The sequence below is a fragment of the Polaromonas sp. P1_F1 genome (assembly GCF_056405795.1).
Genome location: NZ_JBFUBJ010000011.1, coordinates 49,989 through 66,960, shown reverse-complemented (window position 1 = coordinate 66,960; position 16,972 = coordinate 49,989). Strand labels below are relative to the sequence as shown.

At 63.5% G+C, this 16,972-nt stretch carries 21 protein-coding genes; 11 read left to right on the top strand and 10 right to left on the bottom strand.

What is annotated here, in order from left to right:
* Nucleotides 1-13: 13 nt before the first annotated feature.
* Together AC1DZE_RS22000 and AC1DZE_RS21995 are read right to left on the bottom strand one after the other, a co-directional pair.
* Entirely contained in the window at nt 14-625 is a 612-nt protein-coding gene (locus tag AC1DZE_RS22000; RefSeq protein WP_477670034.1) for an OmpA family protein, read from the bottom strand.
* Nucleotides 622-1,188, bottom strand: coding sequence for a FecR family protein (locus AC1DZE_RS21995; protein WP_477670035.1), 567 nt, complete (start codon nt 1,186-1,188; stop codon nt 622-624). The genes AC1DZE_RS22000 and AC1DZE_RS21995 overlap by 4 nt, the downstream gene beginning before the upstream one ends.
* Before the next feature lie 121 nt (nt 1,189-1,309).
* Between AC1DZE_RS21995 and AC1DZE_RS21990 the strand changes: the two genes are divergently transcribed.
* The 4 genes from AC1DZE_RS21990 (at nt 1,310) to AC1DZE_RS21975 (ending at nt 4,032) form a co-directional block, all read left to right on the top strand.
* Nucleotides 1,310-2,224 (top strand): cation diffusion facilitator family transporter, encoded by a 915-nt coding sequence (locus tag AC1DZE_RS21990; protein WP_477673645.1) that lies wholly within the window; start codon nt 1,310-1,312, stop codon nt 2,222-2,224.
* Nucleotides 2,225-2,300: 76 nt separating this feature from the next.
* A complete protein-coding gene (locus AC1DZE_RS21985) occupies nt 2,301-3,059 on the top strand; it encodes a substrate-binding domain-containing protein (RefSeq protein WP_477700548.1) in 759 nt (252 codons plus the stop codon).
* Nucleotides 3,059-3,508 (top strand): D-aminoacyl-tRNA deacylase, encoded by a 450-nt coding sequence (dtd, locus tag AC1DZE_RS21980; RefSeq protein ID WP_477700547.1) that lies wholly within the window; start codon nt 3,059-3,061, stop codon nt 3,506-3,508. Before AC1DZE_RS21985 ends, dtd begins: the two co-directional genes overlap by 1 nt.
* A gap of 65 nt (nt 3,509-3,573) precedes the next feature.
* Nucleotides 3,574-4,032 (top strand): hypothetical protein, encoded by a 459-nt coding sequence (locus tag AC1DZE_RS21975; protein WP_477700546.1) that lies wholly within the window; start codon nt 3,574-3,576, stop codon nt 4,030-4,032.
* Nucleotides 4,033-4,066: 34 nt separating this feature from the next.
* Here the strand turns inward: AC1DZE_RS21975 and ybeY are convergent, their stop codons facing one another.
* Both ybeY and AC1DZE_RS21965 read right to left on the bottom strand, forming a co-directional pair.
* Nucleotides 4,067-4,522: an rRNA maturation RNase YbeY gene (ybeY, locus tag AC1DZE_RS21970; RefSeq protein WP_477673525.1), complete on the bottom strand. Its 456-nt coding sequence runs from the start codon at nt 4,520-4,522 to the stop codon at nt 4,067-4,069.
* Entirely contained in the window at nt 4,512-5,522 is a 1,011-nt protein-coding gene (locus tag AC1DZE_RS21965) for a PhoH family protein (protein WP_477673524.1), read from the bottom strand. Before AC1DZE_RS21965 ends, ybeY begins: the two co-directional genes overlap by 11 nt.
* 93 nt (nt 5,523-5,615) lie before the next feature.
* Between AC1DZE_RS21965 and ruvA the strand changes: the two genes are divergently transcribed.
* The 4 genes from ruvA to AC1DZE_RS21945 all read left to right on the top strand — a co-directional run bounded on the left by ruvA (nt 5,616) and on the right by AC1DZE_RS21945 (nt 9,537).
* Nucleotides 5,616-6,188: a Holliday junction branch migration protein RuvA gene (gene ruvA, locus AC1DZE_RS21960; protein WP_477648181.1), complete on the top strand. Its 573-nt coding sequence runs from the start codon at nt 5,616-5,618 to the stop codon at nt 6,186-6,188.
* A gap of 14 nt (nt 6,189-6,202) precedes the next feature.
* The gene (gene ruvB / locus AC1DZE_RS21955; protein WP_477670041.1) at nt 6,203-7,276 is read left to right on the top strand and encodes a Holliday junction branch migration DNA helicase RuvB; all 1,074 of its coding nucleotides are present in this window, start codon (nt 6,203-6,205) and stop codon (nt 7,274-7,276) included.
* Between the two features lie 42 nt (nt 7,277-7,318).
* Nucleotides 7,319-9,040: a rhomboid family intramembrane serine protease gene (locus AC1DZE_RS21950; protein ID WP_477700545.1), complete on the top strand. Its 1,722-nt coding sequence runs from the start codon at nt 7,319-7,321 to the stop codon at nt 9,038-9,040.
* Between the two features lie 116 nt (nt 9,041-9,156).
* Nucleotides 9,157-9,537, top strand: a complete 381-nt coding sequence (locus tag AC1DZE_RS21945; protein ID WP_477670043.1) for an energy transducer TonB family protein — start codon at nt 9,157-9,159, stop codon at nt 9,535-9,537.
* A gap of 29 nt (nt 9,538-9,566) precedes the next feature.
* On the opposite strand, the gene AC1DZE_RS21940 is transcribed toward AC1DZE_RS21945, so the two are convergent.
* From AC1DZE_RS21940 to AC1DZE_RS21915, 6 genes are all read right to left on the bottom strand, one after another.
* Entirely contained in the window at nt 9,567-10,754 is a 1,188-nt protein-coding gene (locus AC1DZE_RS21940; RefSeq protein WP_477670044.1) for a DSD1 family PLP-dependent enzyme, read from the bottom strand.
* A 24-nt stretch (nt 10,755-10,778) separates the two neighbouring features.
* Nucleotides 10,779-11,453 carry a histidine phosphatase family protein gene (locus tag AC1DZE_RS21935; protein ID WP_477670045.1) on the bottom strand — a complete coding sequence of 225 codons (675 nt, stop codon included), beginning with the start codon at nt 11,451-11,453 and terminating at the stop codon, nt 10,779-10,781.
* A gap of 145 nt (nt 11,454-11,598) precedes the next feature.
* On the bottom strand, nt 11,599-12,219 hold the full coding sequence (locus AC1DZE_RS21930) for a DUF4136 domain-containing protein (protein WP_477670046.1): 621 nt from the start codon (nt 12,217-12,219) through the stop codon (nt 11,599-11,601).
* Between the two features lie 53 nt (nt 12,220-12,272).
* Nucleotides 12,273-13,223, bottom strand: coding sequence for a tRNA 2-thiocytidine(32) synthetase TtcA (gene ttcA, locus AC1DZE_RS21925; protein WP_477673619.1), 951 nt, complete (start codon nt 13,221-13,223; stop codon nt 12,273-12,275).
* A gap of 20 nt (nt 13,224-13,243) precedes the next feature.
* Nucleotides 13,244-13,615, bottom strand: coding sequence for a dihydroneopterin aldolase (locus AC1DZE_RS21920; protein ID WP_431094939.1), 372 nt, complete (start codon nt 13,613-13,615; stop codon nt 13,244-13,246).
* A 54-nt stretch (nt 13,616-13,669) separates the two neighbouring features.
* Complete coding sequence (locus AC1DZE_RS21915; protein WP_457282902.1) at nt 13,670-14,443, bottom strand: SDR family oxidoreductase; 774 nt, start codon at nt 14,441-14,443, stop codon at nt 13,670-13,672.
* Between the two features lie 64 nt (nt 14,444-14,507).
* Here AC1DZE_RS21915 and AC1DZE_RS21910 point away from each other — a divergent pair, with 64 nt between their 5' ends.
* The 3 genes from AC1DZE_RS21910 to AC1DZE_RS21900 all read left to right on the top strand — a co-directional run bounded on the left by AC1DZE_RS21910 (nt 14,508) and on the right by AC1DZE_RS21900 (nt 16,960).
* The gene (locus AC1DZE_RS21910; RefSeq protein ID WP_477700544.1) at nt 14,508-15,626 is read left to right on the top strand and encodes a class I SAM-dependent methyltransferase; all 1,119 of its coding nucleotides are present in this window, start codon (nt 14,508-14,510) and stop codon (nt 15,624-15,626) included.
* 38 nt (nt 15,627-15,664) lie between these two features.
* Nucleotides 15,665-15,859 (top strand): DUF2905 domain-containing protein, encoded by a 195-nt coding sequence (locus tag AC1DZE_RS21905; RefSeq protein WP_477670049.1) that lies wholly within the window; start codon nt 15,665-15,667, stop codon nt 15,857-15,859.
* Between the two features lie 144 nt (nt 15,860-16,003).
* Nucleotides 16,004-16,960, top strand: a complete 957-nt coding sequence (locus tag AC1DZE_RS21900) for an ROK family protein (RefSeq protein WP_477700560.1) — start codon at nt 16,004-16,006, stop codon at nt 16,958-16,960.
* The last annotated feature ends 12 nt before the right edge of the window (nt 16,961-16,972 follow it).

Below are 16,972 nucleotides of genomic sequence, written 5' to 3'. Positions count from 1 at the left end.
ACCAGTCATCTTGTTACCGAACCTCGATGGCCACGCGCCGGTTGCGCGGTTCTTCCACTTCGTCAGCGGTAGGCACGGCCAGGTCGCGCTCGCCCCGGCCCGCCGCTTCGATACGCTCTGCCGGAAACTGGCGGTCGATCAGTATCTGGCGCACCTGCTGCGCCCGCTGGGCCGACAGCACGTCGTTGCTGGCTCCGGCGCCCACAGTGTCGGTATGGCCGGTGATCACGATGTCGCCGCCACTTCGGGCCAGCGCATCGGCGAGCACGTCTTCCATGATTTTCTGCGACTCGGCCGTCAGCACCGTGCCGCCCGCATCAAAGTACACGGTGTAACGCTTGCCCCTGGGCGGCGCCATGTCATACAGCGCAGCGTTATCGGCGCGAACCTTGGCCGGATCAGCCTGGTCCACCCTGGGGGCACCCGTTGAACCCCGCGCTGCCGTGGCACGCTGGAAAGGCACGGACAGCACCGCTTCGCCGCCTGCGCCTTCCCTGGCGCGCACCACCACGGCGGACGGCGTACCGCCCTCCTGCGGCAGCAGCACAACACGGGTGCCGGTGGAACAAGCCGCCAGCAGCGTGCTCAGGAGAATGGCGGAGAGAAGGGGGAAATGGATTCTCATGGCTGTGGGTCCGCCTGCACGATGAAGTCGGTGCCGCGAATGCCGATGAAAGCGGTCTTGGTCTCGATGCGCACGGTCTCGGGATGGGCCTTGCCCACCAGGCCGCTCATCATGCGCAGCGAACCTTGCAGCAGGGAGAGCAGCAGGCCGCCCTCTTGTGTGGTGGCATCAAAGCTGAAACCCTTGATGTCCAGTTGCGAAGCCGGACCCACCACCACCGTGGTGCCGTCGCGCAGTACCAGGCTGGCGGCGGAGTCGGCGCCTGTGACGATGCGGCCGGCGGGCAACACGGGGTCTCCCGCTTTTGCCGGCCGCGCTGCGCCGCCGGCCTCCAGCAGCTTGACATCACCGCGCAGGGTTTTCAGAAAGCCGGCCTGCCCCGGGGCGGGTGGAGGCGGGGGCAAGGGTACAGAAGCGGGGATGGCCGATGCCTCGACGGCAGGCGCCGGCGCCGCTGCCGGGGTGGCCGGAGCACCCGCGGCAGGTTCCGGCCGGGTTTGTGCGGCGGCTTGCACGGCTGCAAGCATCAGTCCGGCCAAGGCTGTCAGATAGCGATGTTTCATGAAGACCTCTTTGGGCGGATTATCCATTACCTTTAGTTACGATTCGCCAGGCAAGTCTTACCACCCCGCCATCCTTCTCCGGTTTGTTACCCGGCATGCCCCCATACCTCACAATGCACAGATGAATTTTCCCGCCTGGCAATCCCTGACGCCGCAGCGGCTGCTGCGCGCTTCCGTCGCCGTGGCCGCAGCCACCATCGTCCTCAAAACGGCGGCCTGGTACATCACGGATTCGGTCGGCCTGCTGTCTGACGCCATGGAGTCTTTCGTCAACCTGGCCAGCGCCCTCTTTGGCCTGGCCATGGTCACGATTGCGCAGCGCCCTGCCGACGACGACCACCCCTACGGCCACCACAAGGCCGAGTATTTTTCGTCCGGCTTCGAGGGTGCGCTGATCGTCGGCGCGGCGCTGGCCATCATCTGGGCTGCCGTGCACCGCATGCTGGACCCTCGGCCGCTGCAGCAGCTTGGCTGGGGCCTGGCGTTGTCGGTGGGCAGCTCGGCGCTCAACGGCCTGCTGGCCTGGGCGATGTTCCGCGCGGCCCGGCAGCATCGGTCCATCGCGCTTGAGGCCGACGCCAGGCACCTCGTGACCGATGTCTGGACCTCAGCCGGCGTGGTGGTCGGCATAGGTGCTGTCATGTTGACCGGCTGGCTTTGGCTGGACGCCGTGGTGGCGATCGGCGTGGCCCTGAATATCCTGTGGGAGGGAGGCCGGCTGGTCTGGCGCTCGTCACAGGGCCTGATGGACGAGGCGGTGGAGCCTGAAGTGCTGACCGAGATCCAGAAAACACTCGCAGGCTTCAGCCACCCCACCATCCGCTTTGACCACCTGAGCACGCGCCGCGCCGGCCAGCGGCGCTTTGTCGATATGCACATGCACATGCCGGCCAGCTGGTCGCTGGGCCGCGCGGCGGCCGTGCGCACCAGCGTTGAGCAGGCGCTGATGAGCGCCGTGCCCGGCCTGCGCGCCAGCATCCAGCTGCTGCCCACCGATGTGGAAGCCCATTTCGACGATGAGGCCGACCTGATCTGATGGCCTGCCGCCCTCTTCCGGCCGCCGATAATTTCCCCGACCTTCCGACTTTCTACCCCTGAGACCAGGAGCCTTGATGAAACGACCCCCTCTTGCGCTTGCCGCCCGCGTCCTTGCCTGCGCACTGCTCAGCGCCGCCGCGCAGGCGGCGGAGCTCCAGGTGCTGAGCGCCGGCGCCATCGAGCCCGGCCTCAAGGCGGCAGCGGCAGCTTTTGAAAAGCAGACCGGCCACACCGCCAAAATCACCTTCAACACCGCGCCCGAGCTGAAAAAGCGCATGGACGGCAACCCGGCGTTTGACGTGGTGATCGCGCCGCCCGCCGTCATCGGCGAATTTGCCGCGGCCAGCAAGCTGGCGGAAACACGCGCCAACGTCGGCCGTGTCGGCATGGGTGTGGCGGTGCGCGAAGGCGCGCCTGTGCCCGACATCACCAATGCCGAGGCACTCAAACGCTCGGTGCTGGCCGCCGACTCGCTGGTGTTCAACCGCGCCTCCACCGGCTTGTACCTGGAGGGCCTGCTCAGGAAGATGGACGTGTATACGCAGGTGGAAAGCAAAACCACGCGTTATCCCGACGGCGCCTCGGTGATGGAGCACGTGCTCAAGGGCAAGGGCCGCGAGATCGGTTTCGGTGCGATGACCGAGATTCTTCTATACAGGGACAAGGGCCTGAAGTTCGTCGGCCCGGTTCCGGCCGAAGTGCAGAACTACACGTCGTACACCGCCGCGCCGCTGGCTTCCGGCAAACAGCAGGATGTGGCCCAGCAGTTCGTCAGTTTCCTGGCCGGCCCGGTCGGCAAGCCGCTGTTTGTCGCGGCCGGCGTGACCGACTGATGAAGGCCGTGCTGCAGCGCGTGGCCGAGGCCCGCGTGGTGATTGCCGGCGAAACCGTCGGCCAGATAGGCGGCGGGCTGCTGGTGCTGGTGTGCGCCGAGCGCGGCGACGCGGAGGCGCAGGCCGACAAGCTGCTGGCCAAAATACTCAAGCTGCGGATTTTTTCCGACGAAGCCGGAAAGATGAATCTGTCGGTGCAGGACGTCAAAGGCGGCCTGCTCATCGTGAGCCAGTTCACCCTGGCCGCCGACGCCTCAGGCGGCAACCGGCCCAGCTTCACTGGCGCAGCCCCGCCGGATGAAGGACGCCGGCTCTACGACTACTTCGTGGCTCAGGCCCGCGGCCTGCATCCGCAAGTCGAAACCGGGCAATTCGCAGCCGACATGCAGGTGCACCTGGTCAATGACGGGCCGGTGACGATTCCGCTGCAGATCGCACCGGGAAGTTAATCAGCCATAAGAGGGCAAACCCAATGAATCATCTAAGGTCTCCCGTCCTTCAAGTACTGCTGGCAATGGCTTTATTGCTAGCCGGCTGTGCCAGCAAGCCGCGGTTGGTTTATCACACGTTTGGTTTTGATATGTTGGCTGACAGCCCCGACGCTGAACTTCTTGACTATCGTTACGGAACCTCATTGCAGCCAGGCGCCCGGCCGCCCGAGTGGGCATTAAAGCAAGGAAAAATTCGCCAAGCTGCGGGCACTACTGGCGAGATGGTTCTTGGTGACAATCTTTACGCCAAGTGGCGCAACAAGTCGACGGGTGAAGTGCTTGAAGATACCGTGTCGCTAACCGGCAGATTGCCAGGCGACATTACCAATCATCAGGTGTATTTTGTGATTGAAGGCCGGCAGCTACACATCTATTTGATCAGTCCGGATTTTCGCCCCCGGGATTTCCCCGTCATTGGACCGAAGAAATATCAGGACTTCAAGGTCTACGCGATCTACCCCGCACCGGTCAGTCCCAAATGATGGATGGCGTCCTGCGTCAGTGTTTTGGGGGCCTTTAGCGATAAGGGTTCTTGAAACCCAGCCCGGCCAGGATGCGAATTTCCTCCGCTTCCATCGCCTCGGCGTCCTCTTCACCAGTCTCATGGTCCCAGCCTTGCGCGTGCAGCGTGCCGTGCACCAGCAGATGGGCGTAGTGGGCCTGCAGCGTCTTTTTGTTCTCTTTCGCCTCTTTGGCCACCACCGGCGCGCACAACACCAGATCGGCCGTGACCACGGGCTCCTGCGTGTAGTCGAAGGTCAGCACATTGGTAGCGTAGTCGCGCTGGCGGTAATCGCGGTTCAGCGCCTGGCCTTCCTCGGCATCCACAATGCGTACGGTGATCTCGCCGTCGTGCGCCAGCGCGTGGCGGATCCAGCGGGCCACGCTGTGGCGCGGCAGGGCGGCGCGGTGACGGGCGGCGTCCTTCAGGTCGCCAAACTGCAAGGACAGGCTCAGGTTTTTAAGAGCCATTTCGGCTCCTGGCGCTTGTGCGGCGCGCGGGAGCAGCTATCGAATCTGCAGCAATTTCTGCCGCAATACCGGGCCGCGTCTTGTCGTATGCATCCACAATGCGGGCCACCAGCGGATGGCGCACCACGTCGGCGCTGGTCAGGCGCGTGATCGCAATGCCTTTGACGCGCTTGAGCACGCGCTCCGCGTCTACCAGGCCGCTGAGCTGCGTGCGCGGCAAGTCCACCTGGCTGATATCGCCCGTCACCACGGCCTTGCTGCCAAAGCCGATGCGGGTCAAAAACATCTTCATCTGCTCGGGCGTGGTGTTTTGCGCTTCATCGAGGATGACGAAGGCGTGGTTCAGCGTGCGGCCGCGCATGAAGGCCAGCGGCGCGATCTCGATCTGCTGGCGCTCAAAGGCCTTTTGCACGCGCTCAAAGCCCATCAGCTCATGCAGCGCGTCATACAGCGGACGCAGGTAAGGGTCCACCTTCTGGCTCAGGTCACCCGGCAAAAAACCCAGGCGCTCGCCGGCCTCGACCGCCGGGCGGGTCAGCACAATGCGTTGCACCGTGCTGCGCTCCAATGCATCCACCGCGCAAGCCACGGCGAGGTAGGTCTTGCCGGTGCCGGCGGGGCCGATACCGAAAGTGATGTCGTGGGTGGCAATGTTTTCCAGGTAGGTGCCCTGGTTGGTGGTGCGGGCGCGCAGGTCGGCGCGGCGGGTCGACAGCGCCATGGCGCCGTCGGGCGCGATGCTGAGCGCGGTGTCGCCGGCCAGCATCAGCTGCACGGTTTCGGGCTCTATGGGCCGCTGGGCAATTTCGTACAAAGCCTGCAGCACTTCCAGCGCCTGGTTGGCCTTCACCTTGGTGCCGTCGATCTTGAACTGCTCGAAACGGTGCGCAATCGTGACATCCAGCGCCACTTCGATGGTGCGGATGTGGCTGTCCATGGGTCCGCACAGGTGGCCCATGCGGGTATTGTTCGGCGGCGTGAAGGTGTGACGAAGAATCAAGGCGGTGGTTTTCCTGGAAAACGGCGGTTAAAGGCGGAAAAACACAATTGTCCGCCCAAACAGGCGCCTGCGTCTGACTGATAAGATTTGCCCATGATTGGAAGACTCTCTGGCCAGCTGGCCGAAAAAAATCCCCCGGAAATCCTGGTGGACTGCAACGGCGTCGGCTATGAGGTGCTGGTGCCCATGAGCACCTTCTACAACCTGCCCGGCCTGGGCGAAAAAGTCAGCCTGCTGACACACTTTGTGGTGCGCGAAGACGCACAAATCCTCTACGGTTTCGGCAGCGCCACCGAACGCGCCGCCTTCCGCCAGCTCATCAAGATTTCCGGCGTAGGCCCACGCACCGCGCTCAGCGTGCTCAGCGGCATGAGCGTTGAAGAGCTGTCGCAAGCCGTCACCCAGCAGGAAGCCGGCCGCATCATCAAGGTGCCCGGCATCGGCAAAAAGACCGCCGAACGCCTGTTGCTGGAACTCAAGGGCAAACTGGGCGCCGACATCGGTATCCAGGTCAGCGTCGCCAACGATGCCCAGTCCGACATCCTGCAGGCCCTGGTGGCGCTGGGCTATAGCGACCGCGACGCCGCACTGGCACTGAAGGCATTGCCCAAAGATATCGGCGTGAGTGACGGCATCAAGCTGGCGTTGAAGGCGCTGGCGAAATAGGCCGGTAACCCAGTATGAGCATACAAACCGACGATTTCGCTCCCGGCGACTTCCCGCCCGCCAAGCGCGTGATGTCGGCCGCGCCGGCCTCACCCGGCGAGGAGGCGATCGAGCGCGCGTTGCGCCCCAAACTGTTTGACGAGTACGTCGGCCAGACCAAGGTGCGCGACCAGCTTGAAATCTTCATTGGTGCGGCCAAAAAGCGCAGCGAGGCGCTGGACCACGTGCTGCTGTTCGGCCCGCCCGGCCTGGGCAAGACCACGCTGTCGCACATCATTGCGCATGAGCTGGGCGTGAACCTGCGGCAGACCTCCGGACCGGTGCTGGAAAAACCCAAGGACCTGGCGGCGCTGCTGACCAACCTTGAAAAGAACGACGTCCTCTTCATTGACGAAATTCACCGCCTGAGCCCGGTGGTAGAAGAAATCCTCTACCCCGCGCTCGAGGACTACCAGATCGACATCATGATCGGCGAAGGCCCGGCGGCGCGCAGCATCAAGCTCGACCTGCAGCCCTTCACGCTGGTGGGTGCCACCACGCGCGCCGGCATGCTGACCAACCCGCTGCGCGACCGCTTCGGCATCGTCGCGAGGCTGGAGTTTTATACACCCGACGAACTCGCACGCATCGTGCGGCGCAGCGCCAAGTTGCTCAATGCGCCCATGGACGAAGAAGGCGGTTTTGAAATTGCCCGCCGTTCACGCGGTACGCCGCGCATTGCCAACCGCCTGCTGCGCCGCGTGCGCGACTATGCCGACGTGAAGGGCACCGGCCACATCTCGCTGGACATCGCCAACAAGGCGCTTGCCATGCTCGACGTAGACCCGCAGGGCTTTGACGTGATGGACCGCAAGTTACTCGAAGCCGTGATCCACCGCTTTGATGGCGGCCCGGTCGGCCTGGACAACATCGCGGCCAGCATTGGTGAAGAGCGCGACACGATTGAAGACGTGATCGAGCCCTATTTGATCCAGCAAGGCTATTTGCAGCGCACGCCGCGCGGGCGCATCGCCACGCTGGCGGCCTACCGCCACCTGGGCGTGGCGCCGCCGCAGCAAGGGCAAGACTTCTTTGGCGCCGGCAAATAAACAATGAACCGGCCCGCCAGGTGGCAAGGGCAGGAGGGGAGCATGGAATTTCCGGATACTGTTCCGTCGGCCTTGCTGGCAGGCGCACCTGATGCGCCTGAATATGTGCGTGAGTTTCCCTCATCGTGGCGCAGCACCACGGGAACCCTGACGATCCTCTTTTCATTCCTGGCCGTCATTCCGGCCTTGATGCTTGTGTTTGTCCCGTTTTCCGGTTTTCCCGGATGGCGACTGGCCAGCCTGGGCGGCCTGCTGTGGTTCGTCTGGCTTTTTGGGCGGCAGCTTGTCGGCGGACGTCCGGCCTTGCGGGTGGGCCCCGAAGGCATCAGCGCCGCCGTACTGAAAAACAGGACCATCGCGTGGGCTGAGGTGTCAGATATCGAGTCGCAGTCTGCGCAGGGCCACACGTCGATCAACGTGTCGCTCGCACCTCATGTGAAAGACAAATGGTGGTGGGGCAGCCGTAAAAAGCGGCTTTGCATTCTCTTGAACAGCGTACGGACCAAAGACCACCCCGACGCGATCATGGCCGCGATGCAGGCCTTTGCTACCTACGGCGGGCGGGGCTTTATGCAGGCGATGGAGCAGCGGACCGCTGAACTCAAGGCCGTGGAAAATTTCGACGCCCGCCTGAAGGAGCTCACGCCTGTGACTTGGGCGCTTTACCTGGTGGTCGGCGTGAACGTCGCTGTCTGGCTGGCGAATCTCGGTGCCGGAATCAGCGCGTTCAAACCCTTGCCGTCGGAGCTTTTGGCCTGGGGCGCCAATTCGGCGGCGTCCGTGGTGGAAGACCGCCAGTATTGGCGTCTGTTGACAGCCACCTTTCTGCACGGCGGCTTTCTGCACCTCGCGTTGAACATGCTGGGCTTGTGGCAGGGCGGGGTCCAACTCAACCGGCTTCACGGCAACTTTCAGTTCCTGTTGATCTACCTGGCCAGTGCGCTCACCGGCAGTGCGCTCAGCCTGCATTTTTCTGCCCAGCAATCCGTTTCCGTCGGTGCTTCCGGTGCGGTGTTTGGTGTCCTGGGGGCGCTGCTGGTGGCGGTGCGCCAGCATCGCGGGCAAATACCCGGCGTTACCAGCAAGAACGTGATGACCAGTCAGGGCGTGTTTCTGGCGTATGCGCTCGTTCAGGGTTTCAGCAAGCAGGGTATCGATAACGCCGCCCACGTGGGGGGCCTCATGGCAGGATGTGTGCTGGCCTGGGTGCTGACCGAAAAAATCGCCGCCGTTGCCACACCGGCGCGGCGGCTTTCAACGGCGGCTATCGGTTCGTTGCTGTCGGCCACCGCAGTGGCCGCTCTGGTGGCCACAACGCCGACGCCTGCCGTGCACCATCGGCAGCTGTTTGAATTTCAGGCCGGGCTGACGCGCATTTTGCCCGCGATGCAAGCCGCGGAGAAAGCCTTTCAGGCCGACGTCAAAGCTTTTCGCGAAGGCAAGATGCCGGAGCCTGAATTTGTCCAGGCGATAGAAGCACGGCACCTGCCGGGTTACCAGGCCGTCCAGCGCGCCCTGGCCCCGCTGGACATTCCTGCCAATGACAAAGTCGGCGCCGGCATGCGCGATGTCAAGCGCGCCAACAACCTGATGGTGGAACTGATGCAAATCCAGCTGGCCACTGCACGTGCCGTGCAGGGCGATGTCACCGCCGCAGCCGGTCAGGCCCGCGTGCTGGTGATCAGCGCGGAGCTCAAGGCCATTGATTCGCGGATTTCCGAGCGTGTGAGCGCCGCCAAGCCCAAATCCAAATCCAACCCCTGAGAAAAATAGCCATGTCTCGCCGTTCCCTGATTTCGCCGGGCCTGATGCTTTGTTGGGCAATGGCGGTCGGGGGCTGCGCGGTCCCTGCACCGGGACCGCGCACGCCCAATCCAGCCGTGCCTCTCGCTTCCACGTCCAGCCTGCCGGAATTCCCCGAGCTGTTCCGGCAGATGGGAAAACTCTACGCTGATCATCCGCAGGCGCCGCAGATGCAGGACGGCGACGGTATGGGGCAAAAAATTTCCATCGCGCGCGTGCGCAAGCCCGGCGCGCTCGACGCCTTGCAAGCTTACCGCGCGCAGGGAGTGCATGGCCGCGTCGTCGTGATCACACTGCTGGACGCCGAGGGCAAGCTGCTCGATGCGCGGGTGCTGTCGTCCACGCATGCCGAACTCAATGGGGCCGTACTGCAGTCGGCACGCGAAGCGGAGTACCGGGGCGGGCGCATCAATGGCGCGCCCTCGCCGATGTATGCAGTCTACGGCGTGAACTTCTAGGCGCGCTTCTCAGACGCCATGCCGGCAGGTCAGGTCAGCGCGCCACGCGCATCAACCTGGTAAATGCGCTGCACTGTGCCGTGGCGCAGACCACCGGCCACGCCAATCATGGCGTCGTGCAAATTCACGGTGGGGTCGCAGTGGCCGGGAATCAGCCACAGCATGCTGCCCAGGCCGGGCAGGCGCTTGCTGTCGCCCGCGGGCCGCAAAATGCCGTGCTCGTCGCCGCCATTGAAATAGGCCAGCTCGCTTTCACTGTCAAAGGCATGCACCAGCGGCAGGCCGGAATCAATGGCGTGGCTTTTGTGGCCGGCGTCGCACACCGCATGGCTGCCGTGCGTGCTGATCACCTGGGTTTTGACGAACAGCGCGTGTTCGAACTGCGGCTGCGACGGGTCCCGTTCGTTTTGGGCGTAGTCGGCGTCCATGAACATGAAGGAGCCGGCCTGCAGTTCGCCATAGACGCCGCTGGCGGCTTCCAGCATCAGGCTGCCGGTGCCGGCCCCCGTGACCAGGTCTACCGTGATGCCCTGGGCTTCTATCAGTTTGCGCGTCAGGAGCACGGCCTCCACCGCCCTGGCGATGGCGTCGCGCCTTTCCTGGGCGCTTCGCATGTGCTGGGCCTTGCCGTGGTAGGCCTGCAAGCCGGCAAAACGCAGCGCGGGGTGTTTGCGGATTTCCAGCACCAGCGTGACGGCGGCCGCGCCGGGCTCGACACCGCAGCGGCCCTGGCCAACGTCAATTTCCACAAACACGTCGATCACAGTGGCGCCCGCGCTCTTGTTGTTGATGCGGGCCTCCGTCATGGCCTGCGCCAGGCGGATTACGCCTTCGGTGCTGTCCACCGCAATGGCAAGGTGCCCACCCTGGGCCGCGACTTTTTGCGTGAGCGCCGCCACACGGGCCAGCTTGCCCGGGGCGATCACTTCATTGCTGATGTAGACGTTGTACACACCGCCGGCCACCAAGATTTCGGCTTCGGACGTTTTTTGCACGCACACGCCAATGGCGCCGGCCCGCATCTGCGCCTTGGCCAGCGCGACACTTTTGTGCAGCTTGGCATGGGGACGCCAGCGAACGTTGTGCTTCTTGGCAAATTCGGCCATGCGCGCGAGGTTGCGCTTCATCGCATCCAGGTCGATGACCAGGGCGGGGGTATCGATGTCGTTGACCGGTTTGCCGATCAGTTCGGCCAGATGGGATGGCAGGGTGCTCATGGATACGTAGAAGTTTATCTGTGCCTATTGTGCGCCGACACCGGAACCGGCCTCGCCGCCGGCAAATCCGTCATCCAGCGCAATGCCGTCCAGGTGCTGGGTGTCGGCCCAGCCTACCAGTGAAAAACCCTGGGGCGTCCAGAGCAAGCGGTTGATGGCCGTGTTGCCCAGCGCCCAGGTGCGTGGGGCCTGGATGTCCAGCCGCGTGGCGGCGCGGTACAGCACGTCCATCACCCCGCCGTGGCCGACCATGGCGATCAGCTCGCCCGGGTGGGCGGCTGCCAGGCGCTCGGCGGTAGTGACCACACGACTACGCAAATCGAGCAATGATTCACCGCCAGCGGGCGCAAATTCCGGGTCCCGCTTGCGCCATCGCATCGACTGCTCGGGCAGCAGCGCCTCGATCTCCGAAAAGGTTTTCCCTTCAAAGTCGCCGAAGCCGCGCTCCCGCAGGCCTTCCTCACGCGTCACCTCGATGCCCAGTGCACGGCCCAGGTACTCCGCGGTTTCCCAGGCGCGTGTCAGATCGCTGGCGTAGATGGCGGTGATGGGTTCCTCGGCCAGCGCGAGCGCCATGCGCTCAGCCTGCCGGCGTCCAATGTCATTGAGGGGAATGTCCAGATGGCCCTGGATGCGGGTATCCACATTCCAGGTGGTCTCCCCATGCCGTATGGCAATAACGCGCGTCACTTCAGTCATGACACACCAACACGAAGGGGGTAATAGAAGCGAGAAGCGGTGCTAAGCCAGCCAGGGCCGCGGAACCGGCTTTGCCGGGCCGCAGGCGCAGCGGCCCCCCCGGGGGGTAGCGTAGTACGCGAAGCGACAAGCGTGGGGGCCACATCTACCTTGGGATCTCCACATTGATGCGGCGTGTCCCCGGCGGCGGCTGCGGGAAGCCGCGCAGTGCCGAGTCCAGCATGGCGGGCAGCACCGCCGGGGTGTCCGACCAGACGCCGTCGTGCAGGGCCCGTGTTTCATAGGCGACCTGGTTGGTGCGAAGGTCGCGCATCACGATGCTCAGCTCGCGCTTGAAATAGGTCGGCTCCGAGATTCCGCCGCCGATTGGGAACGACAGGCCGACCCCGACGCCGCGGCTACCGCCGCCCATGAACACACCGCTTCCAAACCCAAAACCGCCGTAGGGACTGTAGCCATAGGGGCCGCGGTCGATGATCTGGGTGTTGGCCACAATCTGCACGCTGTAGCGTGCGGCGGGCGGATTGAGCTCCATTCCCACCTTGGCCAGGGCGCTGCGCGCCATGCCCTCGAGGGCCTCCTGCGGCGAACCCGGGGCCTGCTGGGAGGGCAGGCGCTCAAAGCGGTAAGGTGTGCCCGGCGCCGGCGGCGCGCCGTTCCAGTTGTAGAAGGCAGTGACATCACTGTCGACCAGGCGCACGGTGGAACAACCCGCCATGACAAAAGCCATGGCAGCCATGAAGAAAATCGCGAACGCACGTTTCATGAGACCTCCAAAGCAATGAGTTGTTGAAAAACGAAGAACGCTGAAAAAACCAGTCAACCGGAATGAACACCGATCACGGACAATCCCGGAGGCACCGGCTCCCAGAACTCCTCAGTGTCAAAAGCCTTGTCGCCTTCCGGGTCGGCAATGCCCGTTGTCTTGATGCCCTTGAAATCGTGGCGCTTGTTGTCCATCAGGTGCGAAGGCACGATGTTTTGCAGTGACGCGAACATGTTTTCCAGCCGGCCGGGGAATTTTTTCTCCCATTCGCGCAGCATGTTGCCGACCTGCTTGCGCTGCAGGTTTTCCTGGCTGCCACACAGCGTGCACGGGATGATGGGAAATTCGCGCACCTGCGCCCAGCGCGTCAGGTCTTTCTCGGTCACGTAGGCCATGGGGCGGATGACGACGTTCTTGCCGTCGTCGCTCACCAGCTTGGGCGGCATGCCCTTGAGCTTGGCCGCAAAAAACATGTTGAGGAAAAACGTCTGCAGCATGTCGTCGCGGTGGTGGCCCAGCGCAACCTTTGTACAGCCGAGTTCACCCGCGACACGGTACAAAATGCCGCGGCGCAGGCGCGAGCACAGCGAGCACAGTGTTTTGCCTTCGGGGATCACGCGCTTGACGATGCTGTAAGTGTCCTGGTTTTCGATATGGAAGGGTACGCCAAGCTTGCCGAGATAGTCCGGCAGGATGTGCTCCGGGAAACCGGGCTGCTTCTGGTCGAGGTTGACGGCCACCAGTTCGAAATTGATGGGCGCTCGCTTTTGCAGCTTCAGCAAAATGTCGAGCATGGCGTAGCTGTCTTTGCCGCCCGAGACGCACACCATGACCTTGTCGCCCTCTTCAATCATGTTGAAGTCGACGATGGCGCGGCCGACTTCGCGGCATAGGCGTTTTTCCAGTTTGTGGTCTTCGCGCTCGATCTTCATGCTGTTTTGCACGCGCGCGGAGCTTTCCTGCTGCTCGTGTTCCGCGACAGCATCTTCCCAAACAGCACTCATATCATTCACTCCCATATCGTTCACCACTGTCCCGTCTCGATGCGAATGGCTACTTCGCAGTCGTCAAAAATTTCAAGTTTGGCGATCTTCACCCGCACGCCCAGCACGCCGGGCAACTTCATCAGCCGGTGCGCCAGCTTGCCGATCAGGCTTTCCAGCAAGTTGACGTGTTCCGAGGTGCATTCGGTGATGATGATCTGCCGCACCTTGCGGTAATCCAGCACATGGTGGATGTCGTCGTCATGGGGCAGCAGCGGCTGTGTGCCCAGGTTCAGTTCGGCATCGACCTGGATCGGTTGCGGCGCGGTTTTTTCGTGATCCAGAATGCCCAGGTTGGCGTCAAAGCGCAAACCGGTGAGATTCAGGATCTGGGTGCCCCGGGAATTGAACATGGTGCCAGTCTGTAGTGGGTCAGTTGTGGTGATGTGTAAGCCGTTGCCGATGGCTTACATCAGCGAAAAATCGCGCTCGAACTTCATCAGGTGCTGGCCGCCATCCACCAGCAGCGTGGTGCCGGTGATGGAGCTGTTCTCCAGTGCAAACTTCACCGCGGCCGCCACGTCGGCCGGGGTGGACGACCGGCCCAGCGGCGACAGCTTGTGGCGGGCCTCGAATTGTTCGTCGGTGAGCAGGTGGCTGGTCAGCGTCAGTCCCGGCGCAACGCCGACCACACGAACCTGCGGCGCCAGCGCCAGCGCCAGCATGGTGCCGGCCGCTTCCAGCGCGGCCTTGGAAAGCGTGTAGCTGAAAAAGTCGGGGTTCTGGTTCCAGAGCTTCTGGTCCAGCAGGTTGACGACGGCCCCCCTGGCACCGCGCGAGGCCACATGCGCATGCAGGGCCTGGGCCAGCACGATGGCGGCGCCGGTGTTGCTGTGCAGATGCCGGTCCATGGCGGCGAAACCGAAACTGGCGGCGCTGTCTTGTTCAAAGGTCGAGGCGTTGTTCACCACGGCATCGACCTGGCCCATGCGCTCGACCACGGCCGGCAATAGGCCGCGCACTGCCGTTTCGTCGTTTAAATCCGCATGAAAAGCGGCTGCAGCGCCCGACAGTTGTGCGCAAGCAGCTACTGTTTTAATAGCATCTTCCTCGGAGCTGCGGTAGTGCACCGCCACCTGCCAGCCGCCGGCCGCGAGCGCCAGCGCGATGTCGCGGCCCAGCCGCCTGGCGGCGCCGGTCACGAGGACAACGGGTCGGGATGATGGCGGGGTTGGGGTCATAGGTGGTGAGGGTTGGCAAAAAAGGTCAGGGACGTATCGCCGACAATTGCAGGCGGTGACAAACATGACCCAGACGACCAATCCCCCCATTTTACCGACCGGCCTCGCCGACCACATCGCCAGGGCCATTGACGCTGCCGGCGGCTGGATCGGGTTTGACCGTTTCATGGACATGGCGCTTTACACGCCCGGCTGGGGTTATTACGTCAATGCCTCGCGCAAATTCGGCCTGATGCCGCAGTCGGGCAGCGATTTTGCGACGGCCCCGGAGATGTCCGCCCACTTTGGCCGGGCGCTGGCCAGGCAGGTGAAAGAAGCCCTTGCGGCAACCGGCACCACGGAAATCTGGGAATTCGGCGCCGGCTCGGGCGCCCTGGCGCACCAGTTGCTGGATGCGCTGGGCGACTCTGTCACGCAGTACCGCATCGTCGATTTGTCGGGCAGCCTGCGCGAGCGCCAGCAGGAACGGTTGCAGGCTTTTGCCGGCAAGGTGGACTGGGTAGCGGAGCTCCCGGCGCAGATGCGGGGCGTGGTGGTGGGCAACGAAGTACTGGATGCCATGCCGGTGAAGCTGCTCGCGCGGCTCAACAACACCTGGCATGAGCGCGGCGTGGCCCGCCTTGAGGGAGGATTTGTCCATGCCGACAGCCCGACCGATCTCCGGCCTCCCATTGAAGTGGAAGGCGAACACGATTACGTCACAGAAATCCATCCGCAGGCGGAAGGCTTCATGCGGACACTGGCCGACCGGCTGAACGCCGGCGCTGTGTTCCTGCTCGACTACGGCTTTCCCGAACACGAGTACTACCATCCGCAACGCAGCATGGGCACGCTGATGTGCCACCGTGGCCACCTGGCCGATGCCGATGCGCTGGCGGACGTGGGCGACAAGGACATCACGGCGCATGTCAACTTCACCGGTGTTGCCCTGGCAGGGCAGGAAGCCGGCCTGCAGGTGCTGGGCTACACCAGCCAGGGGCGGTTTTTGCTCAATTGCGGCTTGCTGGACGGCATGGAAAACGCCAGCCTGCCAGACCGGGTGATGTTGCAAAAGCTGGTGAACGAGCATGAAATGGGCGAACTGTTCAAGGTGATCGGCTTTGCGGTGGATTCTCCGGACGCTCCTTATTCAGGATGGGAAGCATCGGGGTTTTCTCAGGGCGACAGAAGCCACACCCTGTAGGGCCCCCGCGCCACAATGCCCTATATGAAAGCACCTCCATGATTCGCTGGATGATCGTGATTTTCCTGATCCTGGTGGTCATCAGCGGCCTCACGCCCTGGCTGCACAAGCTGGGCTTCGGCAGGCTGCCAGGCGATTTCCGCTTCAGGCTATTTGGCCGGGAATGGTTTATTCCATTGGCGACCACGGTGTTGCTAAGCCTGATCGCCACGCTGGTTGCCAAACTCATATGAAACAAATCACGCCAAAAGACTACGCGCACCCCTTCTGATGACAGATAGCATCTATCCTCAATGCGCATTGACTGATCCATCCATCGGCCCACCTCTGGAGACCCGGCCTTGAACGCAAACTCCCCCTTCCCGACACCCGTTCAGATTCCCGTGCTGCCCAAAGGCTCCGCACCCTTGCTGTGCGTTGACGTAGGCGGGACCAAGGTGGCCGTCAGCGTGGCCGATGAGCACGGCGTGCGGGGCCGGGTGACCGAAGCCACCGTCAAACAGGGCAGCCGCGACGCGCTGGGCCAGCAGGTTCTGGCGTTGATGGCACGCAGCTGCGCCGAGGCGGGCATCGATCCCTCAGCCGTTTCGGCAGTGGGCGTCGCATCGTGCGGACCGTTTGCGCTGCACGACGGCCTGATCGAGCTGACAACCCCCAACATCTGCGGCGGCATGGCCGGCAAGGCGCGTGGCCTGCCCAACGACTGGCTCAGCGTGCCGCTGGAAGCACCGCTGCGCCAGGCCTTTCCCAACGTACGCGTAGAAAACGACGGCATCGCCGCACTCGAGGCCGAGCGCCGCTGGGGCGCCCTGCAGGGTCTGGAGCACTGCGCCTATGTGACCTGGAGCACCGGCGTCGGTGTTGGCCTGTGTGTTGATGGCCGGGTGCTGCACGGCAAGCACGGCAATGCGGGCCACGCCGGCCACATGTTTGTGAGCGACAGCCATGACGCACTGTGCGGCTGCGGCAATATCGGCGACCTGGAAGCCTTGGTGGCCGGCAATGCGATAGAGCGGCGGTTTGCCGGCGCGGGCCACGCCGGCGCGATCAACCTCTTTGCCGCCGCGCGCGCGGGCGATGCCAGCGCAACGGTGATGGTCGACGAGCTTTGCCGGGTGATGGGTCGCGCCCTTTACAACCTTGTGGTCACGCTGGATCTCCAGCGCATCAGCCTCGGAGGGAGCGTGTTCCTGAATCACCACGACTATCTTTTGCCGCGCCTTCGGGCCCAGATACAGGGCAAGCTGCCGGCCCTCACGGATGGCGTTGAACTGGTGACGGCCGGGCTGGGCGAACGGGTCGGGGATTTTGCAGCTTTGGCACTGGTGAGTTGACGCGACTGCCGG